This window comes from Microbacterium oryzae, from assembly GCF_030406385.1.
Lineage (GTDB): Bacteria > Actinomycetota > Actinomycetes > Actinomycetales > Microbacteriaceae > Microbacterium > Microbacterium oryzae_A.
In genome coordinates, this window is the sequence record NZ_JAUEPM010000002.1 from 348,419 (window position 1) to 366,974 (window position 18,556).

17 protein-coding genes are annotated in these 18,556 nt (G+C 71.5%); 9 read left to right on the forward strand and 8 right to left on the reverse strand.

Translation table 11 applies throughout. From position 1 onward, the window contains the following. Positions 1 to 180 precede the first annotated feature (180 nt). Positions 181 to 669, reverse strand: coding sequence for a hypothetical protein (locus tag QWJ90_RS05630; protein WP_290106705.1), 489 nt, complete (start codon positions 667 to 669; stop codon positions 181 to 183). A gap of 130 nt (positions 670 to 799) precedes the next feature. On the opposite strand from QWJ90_RS05630, the gene QWJ90_RS05635 reads away from it, so the two are divergent. The 5 genes from QWJ90_RS05635 (at position 800) to QWJ90_RS05655 (ending at position 6,078) form a co-directional block, all read left to right on the forward strand. Then, positions 800 to 1,999 carry a sensor histidine kinase gene (locus tag QWJ90_RS05635; protein WP_290106706.1) on the forward strand — a complete coding sequence of 400 codons (1,200 nt, stop codon included), beginning with the start codon at positions 800 to 802 and terminating at the stop codon, positions 1,997 to 1,999. 201 nt (positions 2,000 to 2,200) lie between these two features. Continuing rightward, positions 2,201 to 2,836 carry a response regulator gene (locus QWJ90_RS05640; RefSeq protein WP_290106781.1) on the forward strand — a complete coding sequence of 212 codons (636 nt, stop codon included), beginning with the start codon at positions 2,201 to 2,203 and terminating at the stop codon, positions 2,834 to 2,836. An 81-nt stretch (positions 2,837 to 2,917) separates the two neighbouring features. Beyond that, positions 2,918 to 3,703: an LppP/LprE family lipoprotein gene (locus QWJ90_RS05645; protein WP_290106707.1), complete on the forward strand. Its 786-nt coding sequence runs from the start codon at positions 2,918 to 2,920 to the stop codon at positions 3,701 to 3,703. A 57-nt stretch (positions 3,704 to 3,760) separates the two neighbouring features. Then, the gene (locus QWJ90_RS05650) at positions 3,761 to 4,591 is read left to right on the forward strand and encodes an ABC transporter ATP-binding protein (RefSeq protein WP_290106708.1); all 831 of its coding nucleotides are present in this window, start codon (positions 3,761 to 3,763) and stop codon (positions 4,589 to 4,591) included. A gap of 101 nt (positions 4,592 to 4,692) precedes the next feature. Continuing rightward, positions 4,693 to 6,078 (forward strand): ABC transporter permease, encoded by a 1,386-nt coding sequence (locus QWJ90_RS05655; RefSeq protein ID WP_290106782.1) that lies wholly within the window; start codon positions 4,693 to 4,695, stop codon positions 6,076 to 6,078. 146 nt (positions 6,079 to 6,224) lie between these two features. Here the strand turns inward: QWJ90_RS05655 and QWJ90_RS05660 are convergent, their stop codons facing one another. Then, the gene (locus tag QWJ90_RS05660) at positions 6,225 to 6,791 is read right to left on the reverse strand and encodes a hypothetical protein (protein ID WP_290106709.1); all 567 of its coding nucleotides are present in this window, start codon (positions 6,789 to 6,791) and stop codon (positions 6,225 to 6,227) included. A 43-nt stretch (positions 6,792 to 6,834) separates the two neighbouring features. Beyond that, entirely contained in the window at positions 6,835 to 7,380 is a 546-nt protein-coding gene (locus tag QWJ90_RS05665; RefSeq protein WP_290106710.1) for a GNAT family N-acetyltransferase, read from the reverse strand. 62 nt (positions 7,381 to 7,442) lie between these two features. On the opposite strand from QWJ90_RS05665, the gene QWJ90_RS05670 reads away from it, so the two are divergent. Then, positions 7,443 to 8,063: a 2-phosphosulfolactate phosphatase gene (locus QWJ90_RS05670; protein ID WP_290106712.1), complete on the forward strand. Its 621-nt coding sequence runs from the start codon at positions 7,443 to 7,445 to the stop codon at positions 8,061 to 8,063. 50 nt (positions 8,064 to 8,113) lie between these two features. Here QWJ90_RS05670 and QWJ90_RS05675 read toward each other — a convergent pair whose 3' ends face one another. After that, on the reverse strand, positions 8,114 to 9,523 hold the full coding sequence (locus tag QWJ90_RS05675) for a cation:dicarboxylate symporter family transporter (protein ID WP_290106713.1): 1,410 nt from the start codon (positions 9,521 to 9,523) through the stop codon (positions 8,114 to 8,116). A gap of 138 nt (positions 9,524 to 9,661) precedes the next feature. Between QWJ90_RS05675 and QWJ90_RS05680 the strand changes: the two genes are divergently transcribed. After that, positions 9,662 to 11,422 (forward strand): sensor histidine kinase, encoded by a 1,761-nt coding sequence (locus tag QWJ90_RS05680; protein ID WP_290106714.1) that lies wholly within the window; start codon positions 9,662 to 9,664, stop codon positions 11,420 to 11,422. Beyond that, on the forward strand, positions 11,419 to 12,108 hold the full coding sequence (locus tag QWJ90_RS05685) for a response regulator (RefSeq protein ID WP_290106715.1): 690 nt from the start codon (positions 11,419 to 11,421) through the stop codon (positions 12,106 to 12,108). The genes QWJ90_RS05680 and QWJ90_RS05685 overlap by 4 nt, the downstream gene beginning before the upstream one ends. Before the next feature lie 6 nt (positions 12,109 to 12,114). On the opposite strand, the gene QWJ90_RS05690 is transcribed toward QWJ90_RS05685, so the two are convergent. The 4 genes from QWJ90_RS05690 to QWJ90_RS05705 form a co-directional block, all read right to left on the reverse strand. Beyond that, on the reverse strand, positions 12,115 to 12,603 hold the full coding sequence (locus tag QWJ90_RS05690; protein ID WP_290106716.1) for a SprT-like domain-containing protein: 489 nt from the start codon (positions 12,601 to 12,603) through the stop codon (positions 12,115 to 12,117). A gap of 41 nt (positions 12,604 to 12,644) precedes the next feature. After that, positions 12,645 to 13,181: a hypothetical protein gene (locus QWJ90_RS05695; RefSeq protein WP_290106717.1), complete on the reverse strand. Its 537-nt coding sequence runs from the start codon at positions 13,179 to 13,181 to the stop codon at positions 12,645 to 12,647. 186 nt (positions 13,182 to 13,367) lie between these two features. Continuing rightward, positions 13,368 to 14,228 carry a spermidine synthase gene (locus tag QWJ90_RS05700; protein WP_290106718.1) on the reverse strand — a complete coding sequence of 287 codons (861 nt, stop codon included), beginning with the start codon at positions 14,226 to 14,228 and terminating at the stop codon, positions 13,368 to 13,370. A gap of 144 nt (positions 14,229 to 14,372) precedes the next feature. Next, positions 14,373 to 14,780, reverse strand: coding sequence for a GIY-YIG nuclease family protein (locus QWJ90_RS05705; protein WP_290106719.1), 408 nt, complete (start codon positions 14,778 to 14,780; stop codon positions 14,373 to 14,375). A 263-nt stretch (positions 14,781 to 15,043) separates the two neighbouring features. On the opposite strand from QWJ90_RS05705, the gene rpoB reads away from it, so the two are divergent. Further along, positions 15,044 to 18,544, forward strand: coding sequence for a DNA-directed RNA polymerase subunit beta (rpoB, locus tag QWJ90_RS05710; RefSeq protein WP_290106720.1), 3,501 nt, complete (start codon positions 15,044 to 15,046; stop codon positions 18,542 to 18,544). The last annotated feature ends 12 nt before the right edge of the window (positions 18,545 to 18,556 follow it).

Below are 18,556 nucleotides of genomic sequence, written 5' to 3' on the forward strand. Positions count from 1 at the left end.
GCGTCGTTTCGTCTCGCTCCGCTCGCTCGACGTCCGGGGTGGTTGCGTCGTTTCGTCTCGCTCCGCTCGCTCAACGTCCGGGGTGGTTGCGTCCCCCGTCTCGGACGTTGAGCGACCGAGCGCCGGCGAGGGAGACGAAACGCGGTGACCCGGCCTCAGCTCCCGGCCCCGGCCATCCGCTCAGTCGAGGCCGCGACCATCCGAACCGAGCGCGGCCCGCGGGAGGAAGGTCGGCCGGCGGTCGAGTCGGTCGGCCCGCGCGAAGGCGTGCCGACGCCCGAGGGCGACCGAGCCGCCGGCGAGGGCGATCGTCACCAGGCCCAGCGTCGAGAAGGTGAGCCCGAAGCCGTGGTTCAGGGCGTCGAGGAGGCGGACGGCGGCGAAGCCGACCGCGAGACCGTAGAGGGCGAAGACGGCGAGGTGGATCCATCGCGGCCGCACGCCGCGCAGCCCGAATCCGATGAGGGCCGCGACGGGCGTTCCCACGACCGCGGCGCCGAGGGAGAACGAGACCGAGTACATCAGCGCGAACACCGCGGCGGCCTGCATGGACAGCGCGTAGAAGACGGTCGAGGAGCCGAGAAACCAGAGGACCGCGCACAGGGCTCCGAACAGCAGCTCGCCGCGGGTGAAGGCAGCGGGGCGCTCGGGCGTGCGCGGCGACGGCATACCGCGAGCGTATCGGGCGGGATACATCCGCAGACGGATGCCGCGGACCGGCGGCCCTCGTAACGTGGAGATGATGGACGAGCTGCAGACGGACACGCTGGGAACACGCTTGCGTGGACTCTTCCGCCCGGTGTCGACGGCGCAGTGGATCGTCGACGGGGTCGTCGGGGCGTTCTTCCTGCTCGGATCGGCCGTCCTCCTGCCGACCTACTACGAGGGCTTCCTGATCGCCACGGGGCTCATGACGCTGACGTTCATGACCGCGGCGCTCATGCTGAGCCGCTGCTCCCCGCCTCTCGCGCTCACGGTCGCATGGCTCGGAGCGGTCGCGCAGATGGCGACCGGCCAGCAGCCGATGGCGGCGAATCTCGCGATCTTCGTGGTGCTGTTCGCGACCGCGGCGTACGGCTCCCGGTTCGTGTTCTGGGCCGGGTTCGTGTCGGCGTTCCTCGGGGCGCTCCTCATCGCGCTGTATCTGTTCCTGCTGGCACCGGGGCTGTCGGGCGTCGGCATCGTCACACCCGATGTGTGGACGCAGGACTCGACCTTCGCGTTCCTGTTCTCGATCGCCCTCGTCTTCGGCTTCTCGGTGTTCAGCCTGCTGCTGGCGTGGACGCTCGGCGCGCTCTTCCGCGTCGTCATCCGCAACCGCGAGACCCGCCGCGCGCAGCTCGTGGCCGAGGAGCGGGCGACAGCGGAAGAGGAGCGCGGTCGCATCGCCCGCGACATGCATGACGTCGTCGCGCACTCGCTCGCGGTCGTCATCGCGCAGGCCGACGGCGCCCGCTACGCCGCGGGCGCCGATCCGGACGCGGCTGCCGCGGCCCTGAAGACGATCAGCCAGACCGCGCGCTCGGCGCTGTCCGACGTCCGGATGCTGCTCACGCAGATGCGTCACAGCCAGGCGGAGGGTCCGCAGCCGACGATCGCCGACCTCGAGGAGCTCTACGCGCAGGTGCGGGCGGCCGGCGTCGACCTGCGCGTGACCGTGGATCCGGTGCCGCCGGGGGAGCCGCCGGCGTCGGTGCAGCTCGCCGCGTATCGGATCCTGCAGGAGGCCACCACCAACGCCCTCCGTCACGGTGACGGCGGTCCCGTGGATGTGCACCTCGCGTGGCTGTCCGATCACGTCGCGCTGCAGGTGCGGAACGGCCGCGCCGCCGACCCCGGGCCCCTCGGTGGCGCTCGCCCCGGCGTGCTGCACGCGCCGCCCGCGACGACGGGGCACGGGCTCATCGGCATGCGCGAGCGCGCCGACCTGGTCGGCGGCCACCTCGAGGCGGGTCCGGATGGCGAGGGCTGGGTCGTGCGCGCGACCCTTCCGGTGTGAGGCGGGCTGGTCGTCGACCCGTGTCTCACTTGCGGTGGGTATGAGCGCTGGATGGCGGCACGGAGTGAGACATGGGTGGCGGGGCGGGTGGGTCGTGTCTCACGTGTGGTGGGTATGAGTGCTGGATGGCGGCACGGAGTGAGACATGGGGGGCGGGGCTGGCAGGGTGGGAGGCGAAGCGTGAGGCAAGAGGGAGAGCGGATGATCAGGGTCGTGCTCGTGGATGATCAGGCGCTGTTCCGTGCGGGCATCCGGATGGTCGTGGCCTCGCAGCCCGACCTCGAGGTCGTGGGCGAGGCGGGCGACGGGCAGGAGGCCATCGCCGTCGTGCGCGCGACGCGTCCGGACGTCGTGCTCATGGACATCCGCATGCCGGTGATGGATGGCCTCGCCGCGACCTCGTGCATCCTCACGGAGCCGAACCCGCCCCGGGTGGTCATGCTCACGACGTTCGACCTGGACGAGGCAGCGGCGCGTGCCATCCGGGAGGGGGCGAGCGGGTTCCTGCTGAAGGACGCCGATCCGGAGTTCCTGCTCGCGGCCATCCGCACCGTGCACGCGGGGTCGTCGGTGATCGCCGCGTCGGCCACGCGCGAGCTCTTCGCGCACTTCGCCGAGGCGCCGCAACCCGCGCCGCCCGCCTTCGCCCATCTCACCGACCGCGAGAAGGAGATCTTCGCGCTCGCCGCGCGAGGGCTGAGCAACGCCGAGATCGCGCAGCGCGAGTTCCTCAGTGAGGCGACCGTGAAGACGCACATCAGCCGCATCCTGTCGAAGCTCGCGCTGCGCGACCGCGTGCAGCTCGTCGTCTTCGCGTTCGAGCATGGGCTCGCCTGAAGCGTTCATCGCGTTCGTGTGACGACCCTTACGAGGCGGCGAGCCGCGGAGTATCTTCATCCGCACGACGGAGGTGGAGCGATGCCCGAACGCTCGAAGGTCCTCCGAGGGGTCGTGGTGCTCGCCGCGGTGCTCTCGGTCGTCACCGGCTGTGCCGCGGAGACGCCCGGGGCGAGTGCGAGCAGCGCGCCCACGGCCGCCGCCCCGAGCGAGACGCCCGCGCAGGCGCCGACACCCGCGGCCGAGCCCGCAGCGCCGACCGCCCCGCCCGCGCCGGAGCCGTCGACCGCGCCGGAGCCGTCCACCGCCCTGGTCGCGCCAGACCCATCGATCCCCGGAACCGCGCCGACCGCCCCGCCCGCGCCATCCGACCCCGCGCCCGCCCCCTGCGGCACTCTCACCCGGGATGAGGCCGCCGCGGTCGCCGCGCAGCGCCTGCCGCCGCCGCTCGGCGACGCCTACTTCACCTGGGACACCACATACACGGCCGACGACCCCGGATACGACCCCTGCGCGGCGCTGTCGTGGATCGTCTTCCCGCTCGCCGGCGGCACCGTCTCGTCGCCGAACGCCATCGCCCTGTTCCACTACGGCCAGTACGTGGGCCCCGCGACGGCGGAGCAGTACGGCTTCTGGCCGGCAGTGGAGCGGCTCTCCGACGACAGCATCCGCGTCACGTACCCGTACCTGCTCGACGGTGACGCCAACGCGAACCCGCAAGGGCAGGCGGTCGCGCGGTTCACATGGGATGCCGAGACGCAGTCCGTCGAGATGGACGGCAACCTGCCCCCCTCCGGCACCGGCGTCACGGCCGCGATGCACGAGGTCACGGAGAGCGCGGCGCCCGAGATCATCCTTACGATGTAGGCGGATGAGTTCGGTGGGCGACGTGCGCGCCCACCGCGGATCCATACCGTCGGAAGCATGGACATCACGACCACCGATCTGGGCCTCGCCGCCCGCGTGCAGCAGCTCACCAAGCAGTACGGGAGCGGGGAGAACACCGTCCGCGCGCTCGACGGCGTCAGCGTCGGCATCCGCCGCGGCCAGTTCACCGCGATCATGGGGCCGTCGGGCTCCGGCAAGTCGACGCTCATGCACATCATGGCCGGGCTCGACGCCCCCACCAGCGGGCGCGTCTGGATCGGCGACAGCGAGGTCACGGGCATGCGCGACGAGCAGCTCACCCTCCTGCGGCGTCGGCGTGTGGGCTTCGTCTTCCAGGCGTTCAACCTCGTGCCGACCCTCGACGTGCAGGGGAACATCCTGCTGCCCTTCGACCTGGATGGGCGCACGCCGACGTCCGCGGAGCGCGCGCGCATCGACGGGCTCATCGAGACGCTCGGGCTCACCGCGCGCCTGCGGCACCGGCCCCACGAGCTGAGCGGCGGACAGCAGCAGCGCGTCGCCATCGCCCGCGCCCTCGCCACGGCGCCCGACCTTCTCTTCGCCGACGAGCCCACCGGCAACCTCGACTCGCGCACCGGCCGCGAGGTGCTCGCCCTCCTCGCGGCGGCCAGCCGAGAGCACGGCCAGAGCATCGCCATGGTCACGCACGACCCCTTCGCCGCGAGCTACGCCGATCGGGTGCTCTTCCTCGGCGACGGGCGCCTCGTCGCCGACAAGCCGCGCCAGACGCCCGAGCAGATCTCCGCGCACATGCTCACCGCCGAGGGGGCGGATGGCGCGGGTCGGGTCGATCCCGCAGGCTCCCACCCCGCGGGCCGCGGCCTCGTCGAGGAGGTCGGACGGTGACCGCCCTCGAGGCCGTGCCGTCCCGGCCATCCGCAGGCCGGCCATCCGCTCGACCCGCACTCCGGCCATCCGCTCGGCTCGCGTTCCTGCGCGAGCGCGGGATGGGCGCGAGTGTGCTCGTCGCCGCGCTGTCGGCCGCGTTCGGCGTGACGCTCGTGTCGACGACCGGGTACATCGCGGCGGTGCTGCAGGCGGATCCGTATCTCGGCGACTCCGCGACGCTCGCGTTCGTCGTGAGCATCCTCAGCGTGCTGCTCACCGCCGTCGCGATGTACGTGGCGGGGATCGTCACCGCCAACACGTTCTCGACGATCGTCGCGGGGCGCGTGCGGCAGATCGCACTGCTGCGACTGATCGGCGCGTCCGCGCGCTCGCAGCGGGCGGAGGTCGCGCGGCAGGGGCTCGTGGTCGGCGCGATCGGCGCGGTCATCGGGCTGATCGTCGGAACGGGGCTGTCATATGCCGGCACGGCTATCGGCGACGAGCTGCTCGGTGTGAGCGGGCATGGGTACGTGGTGATGCAGCCTGCGCTGCTCCTGCCGGCCGCGATCGTCGTGCTCACGACGTGGGCGGCCGCGTGGGTCGGCGCGCGTCCGGTGCTCGCCGTGACGCCGCTGCAGGCGCTGGGCGGATCCGTCGAGCGCGGACACGGAGAGGTCGCGCGGCGGCCGGCGCGGAACATCCTCGCGCTCGTGCTGTTCCTCGTGGGCGCCGCGCTGCTGGGGCTCGGGGTGGTCGCCGGGTTGGTCACACCGGCTGCGATCCTGCCCGCGTTCGCCGGCGGCCTGGTCTCGTTCACGGGACTCGTGCTCGGCGCCACCGCGTTCATGCCGCCCGTGCTGCGGATGGTCGGGCGCTGGTTCGGACGCTCGGCGACCGCCCGGCTCGCTGCCGAGAACGCGCTGCGGCATCCGGAGCGCTCGAGCCGCATGTCGATCGGCGTGGTGATGGGCGTGACGCTCGTGACGATGTTCTCCGTCGCGACCGAGACGGCGAAGGCCGTGTTCACGGCGAACGCCGGCGGCGAGCTGAACGACGACTTCGCGATGATCCTCGATACCTTCGCGCAGATCATGGTGGCGCTCGTGGCGGTCTCGGCCGTCATCGCCGCCGTCGGGCTCGTCAACCTGCTCACGATCGGCGTGGTGCAGCGCCGCCGCGAGCTCGGTCTGCTGCGCGCGCTCGGACTGTCCGGCGCTCAGGTGCGGCGGATGGTGCTCCTCGAGGCCGCGCACATCACCGTCGCCTCGCTCGTCACCGGACTCGCTCTCGGCATCGCCTACGGGTGGGCGGGCGCGCAGTCGCTGCTCGGATCCGTGCCGACCGAGCCGGGCGGGAGCGCTGGATCCTTCGTCCTCCCCGCCGTGCCGTGGGTGCCGGTGCTGCTCCTCGCCCTGGCGATGGCGGCGCTGACGGTCGTCGCGGCCGTCACCCCGACGCGCCTGGCGACGAGCATCGCCCCGGTCGAAGCGCTCGCCGCGGACTGAGGGGGTGGGCCGCGGGCCGCTCGGGACCGGCGCACGCTCCCTCGCACCCGGCCGGCGGGCGCGCCCTGGATCACCTGCCGTGTGTCCGGCCGGGCGCCCTCACGGCGAGCCCCAGCCCGAGCCCGAGCCCGAGCGAGCGGATGGTCTCATTCGGCTTCGCGGGACGGCTCAGTGGTGGGTTGCGTCGGCTCGGTCGCTGTCGTCGCCTCGTCCGCCTCGCCCGCGGGCTCCCGCAGCTCGGGGTCGAAGGCCCACGTGCGGGCGAGGCGGCGCAGGCGCACGGCCCGCGCCTGCCACATCGCCCAGAGCGGGAGCCAGAGCACGGGAGCCGTACGCCCGCCTATCGTGAGGCGCTCTCGCCACAGGGTGCGGCCATCCGCTGTCGCCGAGACCGCCATCTGGTGGTCCCAGACGGCGAGCGAGGCGAGCGGGCCGGTGAGCGGCATGCCGACGTCGCGCAGGATGCGGACCGAGCCGCCGTTCTTCTCGCGGTCGACGGTCGCGATCAGCTGCGTGCCGAGCGAGATGGAGCCGGTGTCCAGCTGCACGGCGGCGTCGGCGCCCGATTCCCACTCGAGCGGGAGCGGGTCGGCGCCGAGCGGGCGCATCCGCACGAGCGGTCCATAGAGCTCGGCGAGGACGGCGGGCGAGTGCAGCGCGCGCCAGGCGGCGTCGACGTCGCAGTCGAGGACGAGTTTCTGCAGGATCCGCATGGGCCTATCGTGCCCTGTCCAGTGGGAGCGACCCAGCCCTTGACTATCCGGCGGCGTTCCCGAGTGCGTGAGCGGAGCCACCGGTCGCGCTCGCGGGAACCTGGGCGGGGCGGCTCATCCGCAGCTCGCTCATCGGCGTGCCGTCGGCCGCCTGCTGAACCTTCTCGACGCCGTCGAGGGCGAAGCCGTTCTTCTCGTAGAAGCGGATGGCCCGCGCGTTGCCCTTGAGGACCCAGAGGTAGGCCGCGGCGTTCTCGACCGAGTGCTGGAGCAGGCTGACGCCGACGCCGGTGCCGTGCTTGTCTGGATCGACGTAGAGCGAGTAGAGCTCGAGCTGGGCGGGGGCGTCGCGGTCGCGGGCGGGGCCGGAGGAGGAGAATCCGATGGCGCGCGCTCCGTCGAACGCGGCCCACGTGGGCTCGGTGCCCTCGTGCAGGAGCTGCGCCCAGCGCCGCGCGCGTGCCGAGACCGAGAGCCGTGCGAGGGTGGCCTCCGGCAGGAGACCCGCGTAGGAGATCCGCCACGTGCGGATGTGCACCTCCGCGAGCCCTCGCGCATCGGCCGGGGTCGCTCGCCGGATCTCCACCATGCCGTCTCCTCGCGTCGTCGTCCTCTCAGCACGATACGCGCGGGCTCGGGGAGAATGGGCGGATGTCCTCCGCGCTCGACCAATCCACATATCAGGTGCGCTTCGACTGGGGCATCGCCGGTCTCCGGCGCCTGGCCGCCAGCGATGTCGTGATCGTCGTCGACGTCCTCGGCCTCTCGGCCGACGCGCTGGCCGCGGCCGCTCGCGGCGAGGACCTCGTGCCGGCGGGAGCGGATGGCGGAGCGCTCGTCGCGCGGGCGGCCGGCGAGCTCGCGCACGGACCCGTCGTGCTGGTGGCGGCGTTGCGGAACGCCGCCGCCGCCGCACGCACGGCGATGGCGGAGCAGGAGCGGCGCGGGGTCCGCACGAGCATCGCCGTCGTCGCCGCCGGAGAGCCGGAGGAGTCCGGACTGCGCTTCGCCGTCGAGGACCAGCTCGGCGCGGGCGCGGTGATCGCGGCGCTCGGCGACCTCGGGATCGACCACTGCTCACCGGAGGCCGTGTCGACCGCGGAGGCGTTCCGCGCCCTGCGTCGTGCAATGAAGCACCTGCTCACCGCGAGCGGGTCCGGCCGGGCGCTCGCAGGCGGGGAGCGCCATTCCGAGGTCCGGGAGGCTGCGCGACTGGACGACCTCGCTCTCGTGCCGACGCTCGATCGGGGCGCCTTCCGCGTGGTGCGCTGACGCGCAGAAGCGGGGCGCCCGTCTCCGGAACGCCCCGCTTCCCCCGGCGCTCAGCGGCCGGCGCGCACTGGGTCGGTGGGGATGACCTGCGAGATGGGCGAGGGGCCCTGGCCGTTCTCGGGGAGGGCGGGCAGGCGCTCGGGCTCCCGCACCGGCGTCTCGTGGTCGTCCGTCATCGTCGTCTCGTCGAACGGCAGCGCGCCGCGCAGGACCTCGCGCGCCCGGTCGCGGTCGAACTCGCGGGTCCACGTGGCGATCACGATGGACGCGACGGCGTTGCCGGTGAAGTTCGTGAGGGCGCGGGCCTCGGACATGAAACGGTCGATGCCGGTGATGATGCCGACGCCGTCGACGAGGTCGGGGCGGTAGGTCTGCAGGCCGCCCGCGAGGGTCGCGAGGCCTGCGCCGGTCACGCCGGCGGCGCCCTTCGACGCGATGATCATGAACACGAGCAGGCCGATCTGCTCCGACACCGACAGCGGCGTGCCCATCGCTGCGGCGATGAAGAGCGAGGCCATCGTGAGGTAGATCGCGGTGCCGTCGAGGTTGAACGAGTAGCCGGTGGGGACGGTGATGCCGGCGACCGGCTTGGAGACGCCGAGGTGCTCCATCTTCGCGATGAGGCGAGGCAGCGCCGACTCCGACGACGACGTGCTGACGATGAGGAGGTATTCGCGGGCGAGGTACTTCATCACCGAGAAGATGTTCACGCGCGCGGTGAGCCACAGGACGGCGGCGAGGATGACGCCGATGAAGAGGATGCAGGTGACGTAGAACCCGACCATGAGCGTGCCCAGGGCGACGACTGCGCCCCAGCCCGTCGACCCGACCACGCCGGCGATCGCCCCGAATGCGCCGATCGGCGCGACCCAGAGGATCATCGTCAGCACGCGGAACACGACCGCCTGCACGAGGCGGATGCCGTCGAGGATGCGCTCGCCCTTCGCCCCGAGGCGCTGGATGGCGAAGCCGACCAGGAGCGAGACGAACAGCACCTGCAGGACCGACTCGCCCGTGAGCGGGGAGAAGAGGGTCGACGGGATGATGCCCATGAGGAAGCCGGTCGTCGACTCGGCCTCGCCCTCGATCTCGTAGCCGGGGTTGCTGAGCTGCAGGCCCTCGCCGGGGTGGAGGATGTTGCCGACGACCAGACCGATGAGCAGCGCGACCGTCGACATCACGAGGAAGTAGCCGAGGGCCAGTCCGCCCACCTTGCCGACCGTGGCCGCCTTGGCGATGGATCCGATGCCGAGCACGATCGTGCAGAAGATGACCGGCGCGATCATCATCTTGATGAGGCCGACGAAGGCCTTCCCGATCCAGTCGAGCGAGGCGCCGAACTGCGGCCAGATGAGGCCGACCGCGATGCCCGCGACCACCGCGATGATGACCGCGATGTAGAGCCAGTGCTGCTTGTCGATGCCGCGTGCGCGCCGCGCGGCTGGTGGCGTCGTCGCCATGGTGCGTCCTCTCCGTCGGGGTGCCGGGTCCTCGAGGAGCCGGCATGCGCTTTCATCCTGATCGGCGGCGGCGGGCGCCCCTGACTTGCGTGCATAGTGTTCGCGGCGGATGGCGGCGGGCGGGGCGACAATGGGGGGATGGCACGAGGAAGCGCCGCGGTCGGCGCCCGGCGACGCAGCGTCGCGGCGTGGGTGCTCGGCGTGCAGTCGGCTGTCCTGCTTCTGGGCGGCGCGGTCGTGTTCGGCGTGCTCGCATGGGATGCGCAGAGCGCCGCCCACGCCGACGCCGAGGAGCGCACGACGAGCCTCGTCCTCACGCTTGCGAGCGAGCCGACCCTCGTCGAAGTGGTCTCGACCGCGCACGAGCGCATCGCGGTCGACCGTGACGAGGCGGTGGCGACCGCGTCCGGCGAGCTACAGCCGTACGCCGAGCAGATCGTCGCCGCGGCGGGCGTCGACTACGTCACCGTCATGGACACCGACCGCACGCGGTACACGCACGTGGACCCGGCCCGCATCGGCGGGGCCTTCCTCGGCTCCATCGCGCCGGCGCTCGAGGGCGAGACCTTCGCCGAGGTGTACGCGGGGACGCTCGGACCGTCGGTGCGGGCGGTCGCGCCGATCGTGGACGGGGGCGAGGTGGTCGGCCTCGTCTCGGCGGGCGTCACCCTGGAGAACGTGACCGGCGCCATCCTGCTGCGCCTGCAGCTCGTCGGCCTCGTCACGCTCGCCGTCGTCGCGCTCGGAGCCCTCGTCACCTTCCTGCTCTTCCGTCGGCTCCATCGCGTGACCGGCGGGCGCGACCCTGATGAGCTCGCGCGCCTCTTCGCCGCGCACGAGGCGGTGCTCCATTCCCTCGAGGAGGGGCTGCTGCTCGTCGAGCACCCGCGCCGCGGCGTCGCCCGCGTGGTGCTCGCGAACGACCGCGCCGGGGAGCTGCTGGGCGTGACGCGGGAGCTCCCCTTCGCGGTCGACGATCCGGCGCTGCCGGCGCCGGTGCGCGACGTGCTCACGGGGCGCGAGGCCAGCGCGGTCGTGCCGGTGGCGGCGCGCGAGCTCGTCGTCGCGCGATCGGAGATCGAGCTCGGCGGGCGGCGCGCGGAGATCCTCGCGCTGCGCGATCGCACGGAGCTGCGGCAGCTGGCGGGGGAGCTGTCGTCGGTGCGGACGATCTCGGACGCGCTGCGGGCGCAGGCGCACGAGTTCGACAATCGGCTGCACGCCATCGCCTCGCTGATCGAGCTCGGGCGCCCCGACGAGGCCCTTTCGTTCGCCGCGTCGGAGCGCGACCTCGGTCAGCGGCTCGCGGACCGTGTGCTGCACGCCCTCGACGAGCCCGTCATCGCCGCGCTCCTGCTCGGCAAGGTCGCGCAGGCGCACGAGCGGGCCGTCGAGATGCACTTCGAGACGCATCTCGCGCCGGGCACACACGGGCTGCCGCCGGCAGACGTGGTGACGATCCTCGGCAACCTCATCGACAACGCGATCGAGGCCTCCGCGGTGCGCGCCGCCCGCACCGGCGACCGCGACGCGTGGATCGAGGTGTACCTCGGCGACACGGAGGACGGCGGCCTGGTCTTCCAGGTGTCCGACAGCGGCGCGGGCGTGGCCCCCGGCGACCGCGAGCGGATCTTCGAGCGGGGCTTCTCGACGAAGGGCGAGACGCCGGGGCACGGATACGGGCTGGCGCTCGTGCGGCAGACCGTGCGCGGTCTCGGCGGCGCGATCGAGGTGGATGAGGCGCCCGGCGGCGGCGCCGTCTTCACGGTGACCCTGCCTCGCCCGGCGGCAGGAGGGGCCGCCGCGGATGGCACGGACGCCGATGCCGGGGATGTCGGCGCCGCGGAGGGCGAGCGTGGCGCCGGTCGCCCCCGGGCGGACCAGGGGACGCGTCGATGACGGCCATCCGCGTGCTCGTGGTCGAGGACGATCCGCGTGCGGCGCGCGCACACGGCGAGTACCTGGCGCGCCTGGAGGGCTTCTCCCTCGTCGGCACCGCCCACACGGCCGCGGCTGCGCGGCGAGCCATCCGCGATGCGCACCTGGGTGGCGAGCGCGTGCACCTCGTGCTGCTGGACCTCAACCTGCCCGACGGCCACGGTCTCGATCTGTGTCGGGAGCTGCGCGCTGCGGGCATCCCCCTCGACGTCATCGCCGTGACGGCCGTGCGCGAGCTCGCGGCCGTGCGGCAGGCAGTGGCGATCGGGGTCGTGCAGTACCTGATCAAGCCGTTCACGTTCGACGTGTTCGCGGCGAAGCTGCGCGCGTACCGCGCGTACTCCGACCGCATGCGCTCGCCGGTGTCGGCCCTCAGCCAGCTCGAGGTCGACACCGCCTTCGCGGCGCTGCGGACGACGAACCTCCCGGGCCTGCCGAAGGGGCTCTCCTCGGAGACGCTCGAGGCGGTGACGGAGATGCTCGGCGGTGACGCGCTCTCGGCGTCGGAGGTCGCCGATGCGCTGGGCCTGTCGCGGGTCACGGCGCGGCGGTACCTGGAGTTCCTCGCGGACGGCGGCGTGGTCGCGCGCGCGCCGCGGCACGGCGGCCGGGGTCGTCCGGAGCTGGAGTACCGCCGCGTCGGGTGAGGGCCCTCAGCGCGGGGTCAGCGCCGCCGCGCGGTCGGCGGGCGTGATCTCGCGCCGCTGCCAGGTGAACAGGAACCGCGCGTCGAACGTGCGGGCGCACGTCACGCACGACGACGGGCGCGACGGGCGCCGATGCCGGTACACCACGTGCCCCGACGGGCAGGTCCCGATCCATGGCGCGAGCTCCACGGCGGTCTCGCCGTCATGCGTGCGCCCGCCGGTGTACCCGAGCTCGCGCGCCGTGCGCAGCCAGGTCGCGCCATGCGCCGCGCGTCGTCCGGCCAGGGCATGGGCGACCTCATGCAGCAGCGTCTGCCGGTTCGTCTCGTCGTCGTAGCGCGCCGTCAGATACCGCGACATCGAGATGCGCTTGCGGGAGTAGTCGCACTGCCCGGCGCGGCGCTTCGCGTGGTCGTAGGCGAAGGTCCACTCCTCGTCCAGGTGCTGGGCGATGAGCGCCTCAGCCCACTGGGTCACCTGCTGCAGATCCGACACGCTTCAACGCTAGGGGCGACCACCGACATCCGCCGCGAGACTCAGCCCGCGACGACCGCCGCGGAGGAACGAGGACGACGCCGCTCGACCGCCTCGACAGCCGCCATCGCGGCCTCGATCTGATCGTCGGGGGCGTTCATCTCCTGGCGCAGTGACAGCAGGCGCTTGAAGTCGCGCCGGGCGCCCTCGTAGTCGCCCGCGTCGTACCGGGTCTTGCCGCGGTGCTGCAGGGCGAATGCGGTGATGCTCGTCCACTCCTGACCGTCGGACTCCTCGATGCACGTCGAGAGCTCCTGGTCGGCCGCCGCGAAGGCGCCGCGGTACTGCTGAACCGTCGCGTGGAGCACGCGCGCACGCAGCAGGTCCTTGCGGGTGCCGGCCATCCGCGCGACGCGCACGGCCTGCTCCGAGATGGTCAGAGCCTCGTCGAGTTCGCCCAGAACCTTCAGCAGCCACACGCGCTCGAGAAGCGCGGGCAGGCTCCGCTGCGGTCCGATCTCCCCGAGCCGATAACGGCATTCGGCGGGATCGACAACCTCACGAAGGGTCTCTGGGTCGTATCCGTGGATGTAGCTCATTCCCGATCCCTTCCGCGCAGTCGCCTCCCTATTCTGCGACCTCCGGCTGGATCCCACGTCCAGGCACACCGCGCGATCGCCTTTCCCGGTTCAGTTCGGGAGGAGATCGGCGTCCGGGAGGAGGAATCCGCCGCGCCCGGCCCTTTCGCCTGCGCATCTCCTCCCGAAACGCCGGGCGCGCGTCGTTCAGCGCTCGAACATCGACGCGGATGGCCGGGGTGAGGCGGTCGCATCGCCGTCGGTGGCGGGGATGGCGTCGCGGATGAACGTGTCGATCTCGGCGCCCTCGGCGACCTTCGCGGGGTGGGGGCCTGCGGCCATGAGGCGCGGCAGCCACTCCGTCGGCAGGGGCGCGGCAGAGGCGGCGACGACGAGGTTGCCGAACCGGCGCCCCTTCAGCACCTGCACCTCGGCGAGGACGACGACGTGCGGCAGCACCTCGCGGATCGTCGCGACCTGGCGGCGCGCGAACGCGAGGCCCGCGCCATCCGCCACGTTGACGAGCAGCACGCCACCCGGCGCGAGGAGCTTCGCCGCCTCACGGTAGAACTCGACGGTCGTGAGGTGCGCGGGCGTCTGCGCGCCGGAGTAGACGTCGGAGACGAGGAGGTCGACCTGCCCGGTGAGGGAGCCGGGAAGGCGCCCGAGCCCTTCCCGTGCGTCGCCGATGCGAATGCGGATGGCCGCGCCGCGGGGAAGGGGGAGGTGCTCGCGCACGAGGTCGACGAGCGCCTGCTCGAGCTCGACGACCTGCTGGCGCGACCCGGGGCGCGTGGCCTCGACGTACCGGGGGATGGTGAGACCGCCGGCTCCGAGATGGACGGCCGTGAGCGGCCCCGCGGGGAGCTGGTCGATCACAGCGCCCATCCGGGCGACGTACTCGAAGTGCAGGTGCGTCGGGTCGTCGAGGTCGACGTGGGACTGCGGGGTGCCGTCGACGACGACCTCCCAGCCGCCGCCGAATTCGCCCGGTGCGATGCGCGCGATCGATCCGTCCGAGAGGCGGGCCTGCGGGTCCTCGCGCTCGTGGTTCCGCTGGCGTCCCATGGGGCCATCCTCTCGCGGATGGTGCGGGGCAAGGGAGCGCACCCCTCCGGCTCGCCAGTGCGGGCGACACGTTCTCGACGTCGAAAGCGTGTGCCCCGCACTGGCGAACCGGTCAGGACGGGGCCGCGGCGACCGAACCCACGGCTACGGGCGCCGGGCCTCCGCCAGCCAGCGCGTGTACGTCCGCCACGGGTCGACGCCGCCCGCGAGCGCCGCGGCGTGCGCGACCAGCCCGGGCACGGCCGTGAACCACTCGCCGCCCTCGCCCACGTCGGCGAACTCCGCGTGGCGGGCCTGCTCGAGCCGGCGGCCGCCGCGCTCGAAGGCCAGCAGCTCCTCATGGTGGATGGCCGCGAGCCGCCGACGAGGATGGGCGGAGGTCCCGATCTTGATCCGGTCCGCATAGCGCAGGTAGTAGACGACCTCCACCACGGGCGGCGGCAGGTCGGGGTCCGGCGCATCGCCCGCGAACCAGCCGCACACGGCGCAGCGGGGGCGGCCATCCGCTCGCTCGAATTCGCGGGCGCCGCAGAAGACGCAGATCGCGTTCACGAGCGGCGACAGGATCGCGCCCGCGGGTTTATACCCGAGAGGCCGAACGAGGTCAAGGATTCCGCTTGCCTTGGCGCGTCAGAGTGCGTATAGTTGACATTTGCGCTCTTATGGGTCATCCATGCCTTCATATGGTGGTCGGCTGGCTCCCGTGACTCCCCGCAGATAGCGGCGTGTGAATCACAGGATAGACCCGAAGCGCACCTCACCTGTCGACAAGGAATCTAGCGGCCCCGCACGCGGGGCTCATGGAGGTTTTCCCCTTGGCTGCTGCGCGCAACGCATCCACCACCACCCCGAAGAACGGACGCGGAGCATCCCGCCTCTCGTTCGCCAAGATCTCCGACACGCTCACGGTCCCCGACCTGCTGGCGCTGCAGACCGAGTCGTTCGACTGGCTCGTCGGCAACGAGGCATGGAAGGCCCGCGTCGCCGACGCGAAGGCCACCGGCCGCACCGACGTCCCCGAGCGAAGCGGTCTGGATGAGATCTTCGAGGAGATCTCTCCCATCGAGGACCTGAGCGAGACCATGCAGCTCTCGTTCACGAACCCCTACCTCGAGCCCGAGAAGTACACGATCGAGGAGTGCAAGGACCGCGGCAAGACGTACGCGGCCCCGCTCTACGTCGAGGCCGAGTTCATGAACCACCAGACCGGTGAGATCAAGACTCAGACCGTCTTCATGGGCGACTTCCCCCTGCAGACCGACAAGGGCACGTTCATCATCAACGGCACCGAGCGTGTCGTCGTGTCCCAGCTCGTCCGCTCGCCCGGCGTCTACTTCGACAAGACGCCCGACAAGACCTCCGACAAGGACATCGTCTCGTCGCGCATCATCCCCAGCCGCGGCGCCTGGCTCGAGTTCGAGATCGACAAGCGCGACCAGGTCGGCGTCCGCATCGACCGCAAGCGCAAGCAGTCGGTGACGGTGTTCCTGAAGGCCCTCGGCCTCTCGAGCGACGACATCCTCTCCGAGTTCGCCGGCATCGCCTCCATCGAGGAGACCCTCGCGAAGGACACGATCCTCACGCAGGAAGAGGCCCTCCGCGACATCTACCGCAAGCTCCGTCCGGGCGAGCAGGTCGCCGCCGAGGCTGCGCGCTCGCTGCTGGATAACTTCTACTTCAATGGCAAGCGCTACGACCTCGCCAAGGTCGGCCGCTACAAGCTGAACCAGAAGCTCGGCCTCGACAAGCCGCTCACCGACTCGGTGCTCACGGTCGAGGACATCGTCGCGACCATCAAGTACCTCGTTCGCCTGCACCGCGGCGACGAGACCTTCGAGGGCGTCCGCAAGGGCGGCGAGCTCGTCGACCTCCGCATCGAGACCGACGACATCGACAACTTCGGCAACCGTCGCATCCGCGCGGTGGGCGAGCTCATCCAGAACCAGGTCCGCACGGGTCTCTCGCGCATGGAGCGCGTCGTCCGCGAGCGCATGACCACGCAGGACATCGAGGCGATCACGCCGCAGACCCTGATCAACGTGCGCCCCGTCGTCGCCGCGATCAAGGAGTTCTTCGGAACCTCGCAGCTGTCGCAGTTCATGGACCAGAACAACCCGCTCGCGGGTCTGACCCACAAGCGCCGCCTCTCGGCGCTCGGGCCCGGCGGCCTCTCGCGCGACCGCGCGGGCGTCGAGGTCCGCGACGTGCACCCCTCGCACTACGGCCGCATGTGCCCGATCGAGACCCCGGAAGGCCCGAACATCGGCCTGATCGGCTCGCTGGCGTCGTTCGCGCGCATCAACGCGTTCGGCTTCATCGAGACCCCCTACCGTCGCGTGACCGGCGGCAAGGTCTCGAACGACATCGACTACCTCACGGCCGCCGAGGAGACGCGCTTCAACGTCGCCCAGGCGAACGCGGTGCTTCAGAGCGACGGAACCTTCGCGGATGAGCGCGTCCTCGCGCGTCAGCGCGGCGGCTCCGGCGAGGTCGACCTGATCTCGGCCGACGAGATCGACTACATGGACGTCTCGCCCCGTCAGATGGTGTCGGTCGGCACCTCGCTCATCCCGTTCCTCGAGCACGACGACGCGAACCGCGCCCTCATGGGTGCGAACATGCAGCGTCAGGCCGTGCCGCTCCTCGTCGCCGACTCGCCGCTCGTCGGCACCGGCATGGAGGGCTACGCCGCGGTCGACGCCGGCGACTCGATCATCGCCGACAAGGCCGGTGTGGTCACCGACGTCACGAGCGACTACGTCTCCGTCCAGCTGGACGAGGGCGGCCGCCGCGACTACTTCCTGCGCAAGTTCGACCGCTCGAACCAGGGCAACTGCTACAACCAGCGTGCGATCGTCACCGCCGGTGAGCGCGTCGAGGTCGGTGAGGTCATCGCGGATGGCCCCGCCACGCAGAACGGTGAGCTCGCGCTGGGCAAGAACCTGCTCGTCGGGTTCATGTCGTGGGAGGGTCACAACTTCGAGGACGCGATCATCCTCAGCCAGAACCTCGTGAAGGACGACACCCTCACCTCGATCCACATCGAGGAGTACGAGGTCGACGCCCGCGACACGAAGCTCGGCAAGGAGGAGATCACCCGCGACCTTCCCAACGTGAGCCCCGAGCTCCTGAAGGACCTGGACGAGCGCGGCATCATCCGCATCGGCGCCGAGGTCCGCCCCGGCGACATCCTCGTCGGCAAGGTCACGCCCAAGGGCGAGACCGAGCTCTCGGCCGAGGAGCGCCTGCTCCGCGCGATCTTCAACGAGAAGAGCCGCGAGGTCCGCGACACGTCGCTGAAGGTGCCCCACGGTGAGCAGGGCACGATCATCGCGGTCAAGGAGTTCGACGCCGAGGAGGGCGACGACGAGCTCGGCTCGGGCGTCAACCGCCGCGTCGTCGTCTACATCGCCCAGAAGCGCAAGATCACCGAGGGCGACAAGCTCGCCGGTCGTCACGGCAACAAGGGCGTCATCGCGAAGATCCTCCCTGTCGAGGACATGCCGTTCCTCGCGGACGGCACGCCGCTCGACGTCGTGCTGAACCCGATGGGCATCCCCGGTCGAATGAACTTCGGCCAGGTCCTCGAGACGCACCTCGGCTGGATCGCGAAGCAGGGCTGGAAGATCGAGGGCGAGCCCGAGTGGGCTCTGCACATCCCGGAGGAGGCCCGCGAGGTCGCTCCCGGCACCAAGGTCGCCACGCCCGTGTTCGACGGCGCGTACGAGTCGGAGATCTCGGGCCTGCTCGAGTCGACGAACCCGACGCGCGACGGCGAGCGCCTCATCGGCAGCTCGGGCAAGGCCCAGCTGTTCGACGGCCGCACCGGCGAGCCCTACCCGGCTCCGATCTCGGTCGGCTACATGTACATCCTGAAGCTGCACCACCTCGTCGACGACAAGATCCACGCACGTTCCACGGGTCCCTACTCGATGATCACCCAGCAGCCGCTCGGTGGTAAGGCGCAGTTCGGTGGACAGCGCTTCGGCGAGATGGAGGTGTGGGCGCTCGAGGCATACGGCGCCGCCTACGCGCTCCAGGAGCTCCTCACCGTCAAGTCGGACGACATCCTCGGCCGCGTGAAGGTGTACGAGGCGATCGTCAAGGGCGAGAACATCCCCGAGCCGGGCATCCCCGAGTCCTTCAAGGTGCTCATGAAGGAGATGCAGTCGCTCTGCCTGAACGTCGAGGTCCTCTCGTCCGACGGCACGGCGGTCAACCTCCGCGACACCGACGACGAGGCCTTCCGCGCAGCGGAGGAGCTCGGCATCAACATCTCCAGCCGATTCGAGTCCGCCTCGATCGACGAGATCTGATCCGGCCAGCCG

Coding starts and splice junctions, on each gene's coding strand:
- QWJ90_RS05655 (WP_290106782.1), top strand. CDS start 4,693: ATGGGCGCGAGTGTGCTCGTCGCCGCGCTGTCGGCCGCGTTCGGCGTG.
- QWJ90_RS05630 (WP_290106705.1), bottom strand. CDS start 669: ATGCCGTCGCCGCGCACGCCCGAGCGCCCCGCTGCCTTCACCCGCGGC.
- QWJ90_RS05680 (WP_290106714.1), top strand. CDS start 9,662: ATGGCACGAGGAAGCGCCGCGGTCGGCGCCCGGCGACGCAGCGTCGCG.
- QWJ90_RS05685 (WP_290106715.1), top strand. CDS start 11,419: ATGACGGCCATCCGCGTGCTCGTGGTCGAGGACGATCCGCGTGCGGCG.
- QWJ90_RS05645 (WP_290106707.1), top strand. CDS start 2,918: ATGCCCGAACGCTCGAAGGTCCTCCGAGGGGTCGTGGTGCTCGCCGCG.
- QWJ90_RS05670 (WP_290106712.1), top strand. CDS start 7,443: ATGTCCTCCGCGCTCGACCAATCCACATATCAGGTGCGCTTCGACTGG.
- QWJ90_RS05675 (WP_290106713.1), bottom strand. CDS start 9,523: ATGGCGACGACGCCACCAGCCGCGCGGCGCGCACGCGGCATCGACAAG.
- QWJ90_RS05665 (WP_290106710.1), bottom strand. CDS start 7,380: ATGGTGGAGATCCGGCGAGCGACCCCGGCCGATGCGCGAGGGCTCGCG.
- QWJ90_RS05660 (WP_290106709.1), bottom strand. CDS start 6,791: ATGCGGATCCTGCAGAAACTCGTCCTCGACTGCGACGTCGACGCCGCC.
- QWJ90_RS05700 (WP_290106718.1), bottom strand. CDS start 14,228: ATGGGACGCCAGCGGAACCACGAGCGCGAGGACCCGCAGGCCCGCCTC.
- QWJ90_RS05695 (WP_290106717.1), bottom strand. CDS start 13,181: ATGAGCTACATCCACGGATACGACCCAGAGACCCTTCGTGAGGTTGTC.
- QWJ90_RS05640 (WP_290106781.1), top strand. CDS start 2,201: ATGATCAGGGTCGTGCTCGTGGATGATCAGGCGCTGTTCCGTGCGGGC.
- QWJ90_RS05650 (WP_290106708.1), top strand. CDS start 3,761: ATGGACATCACGACCACCGATCTGGGCCTCGCCGCCCGCGTGCAGCAG.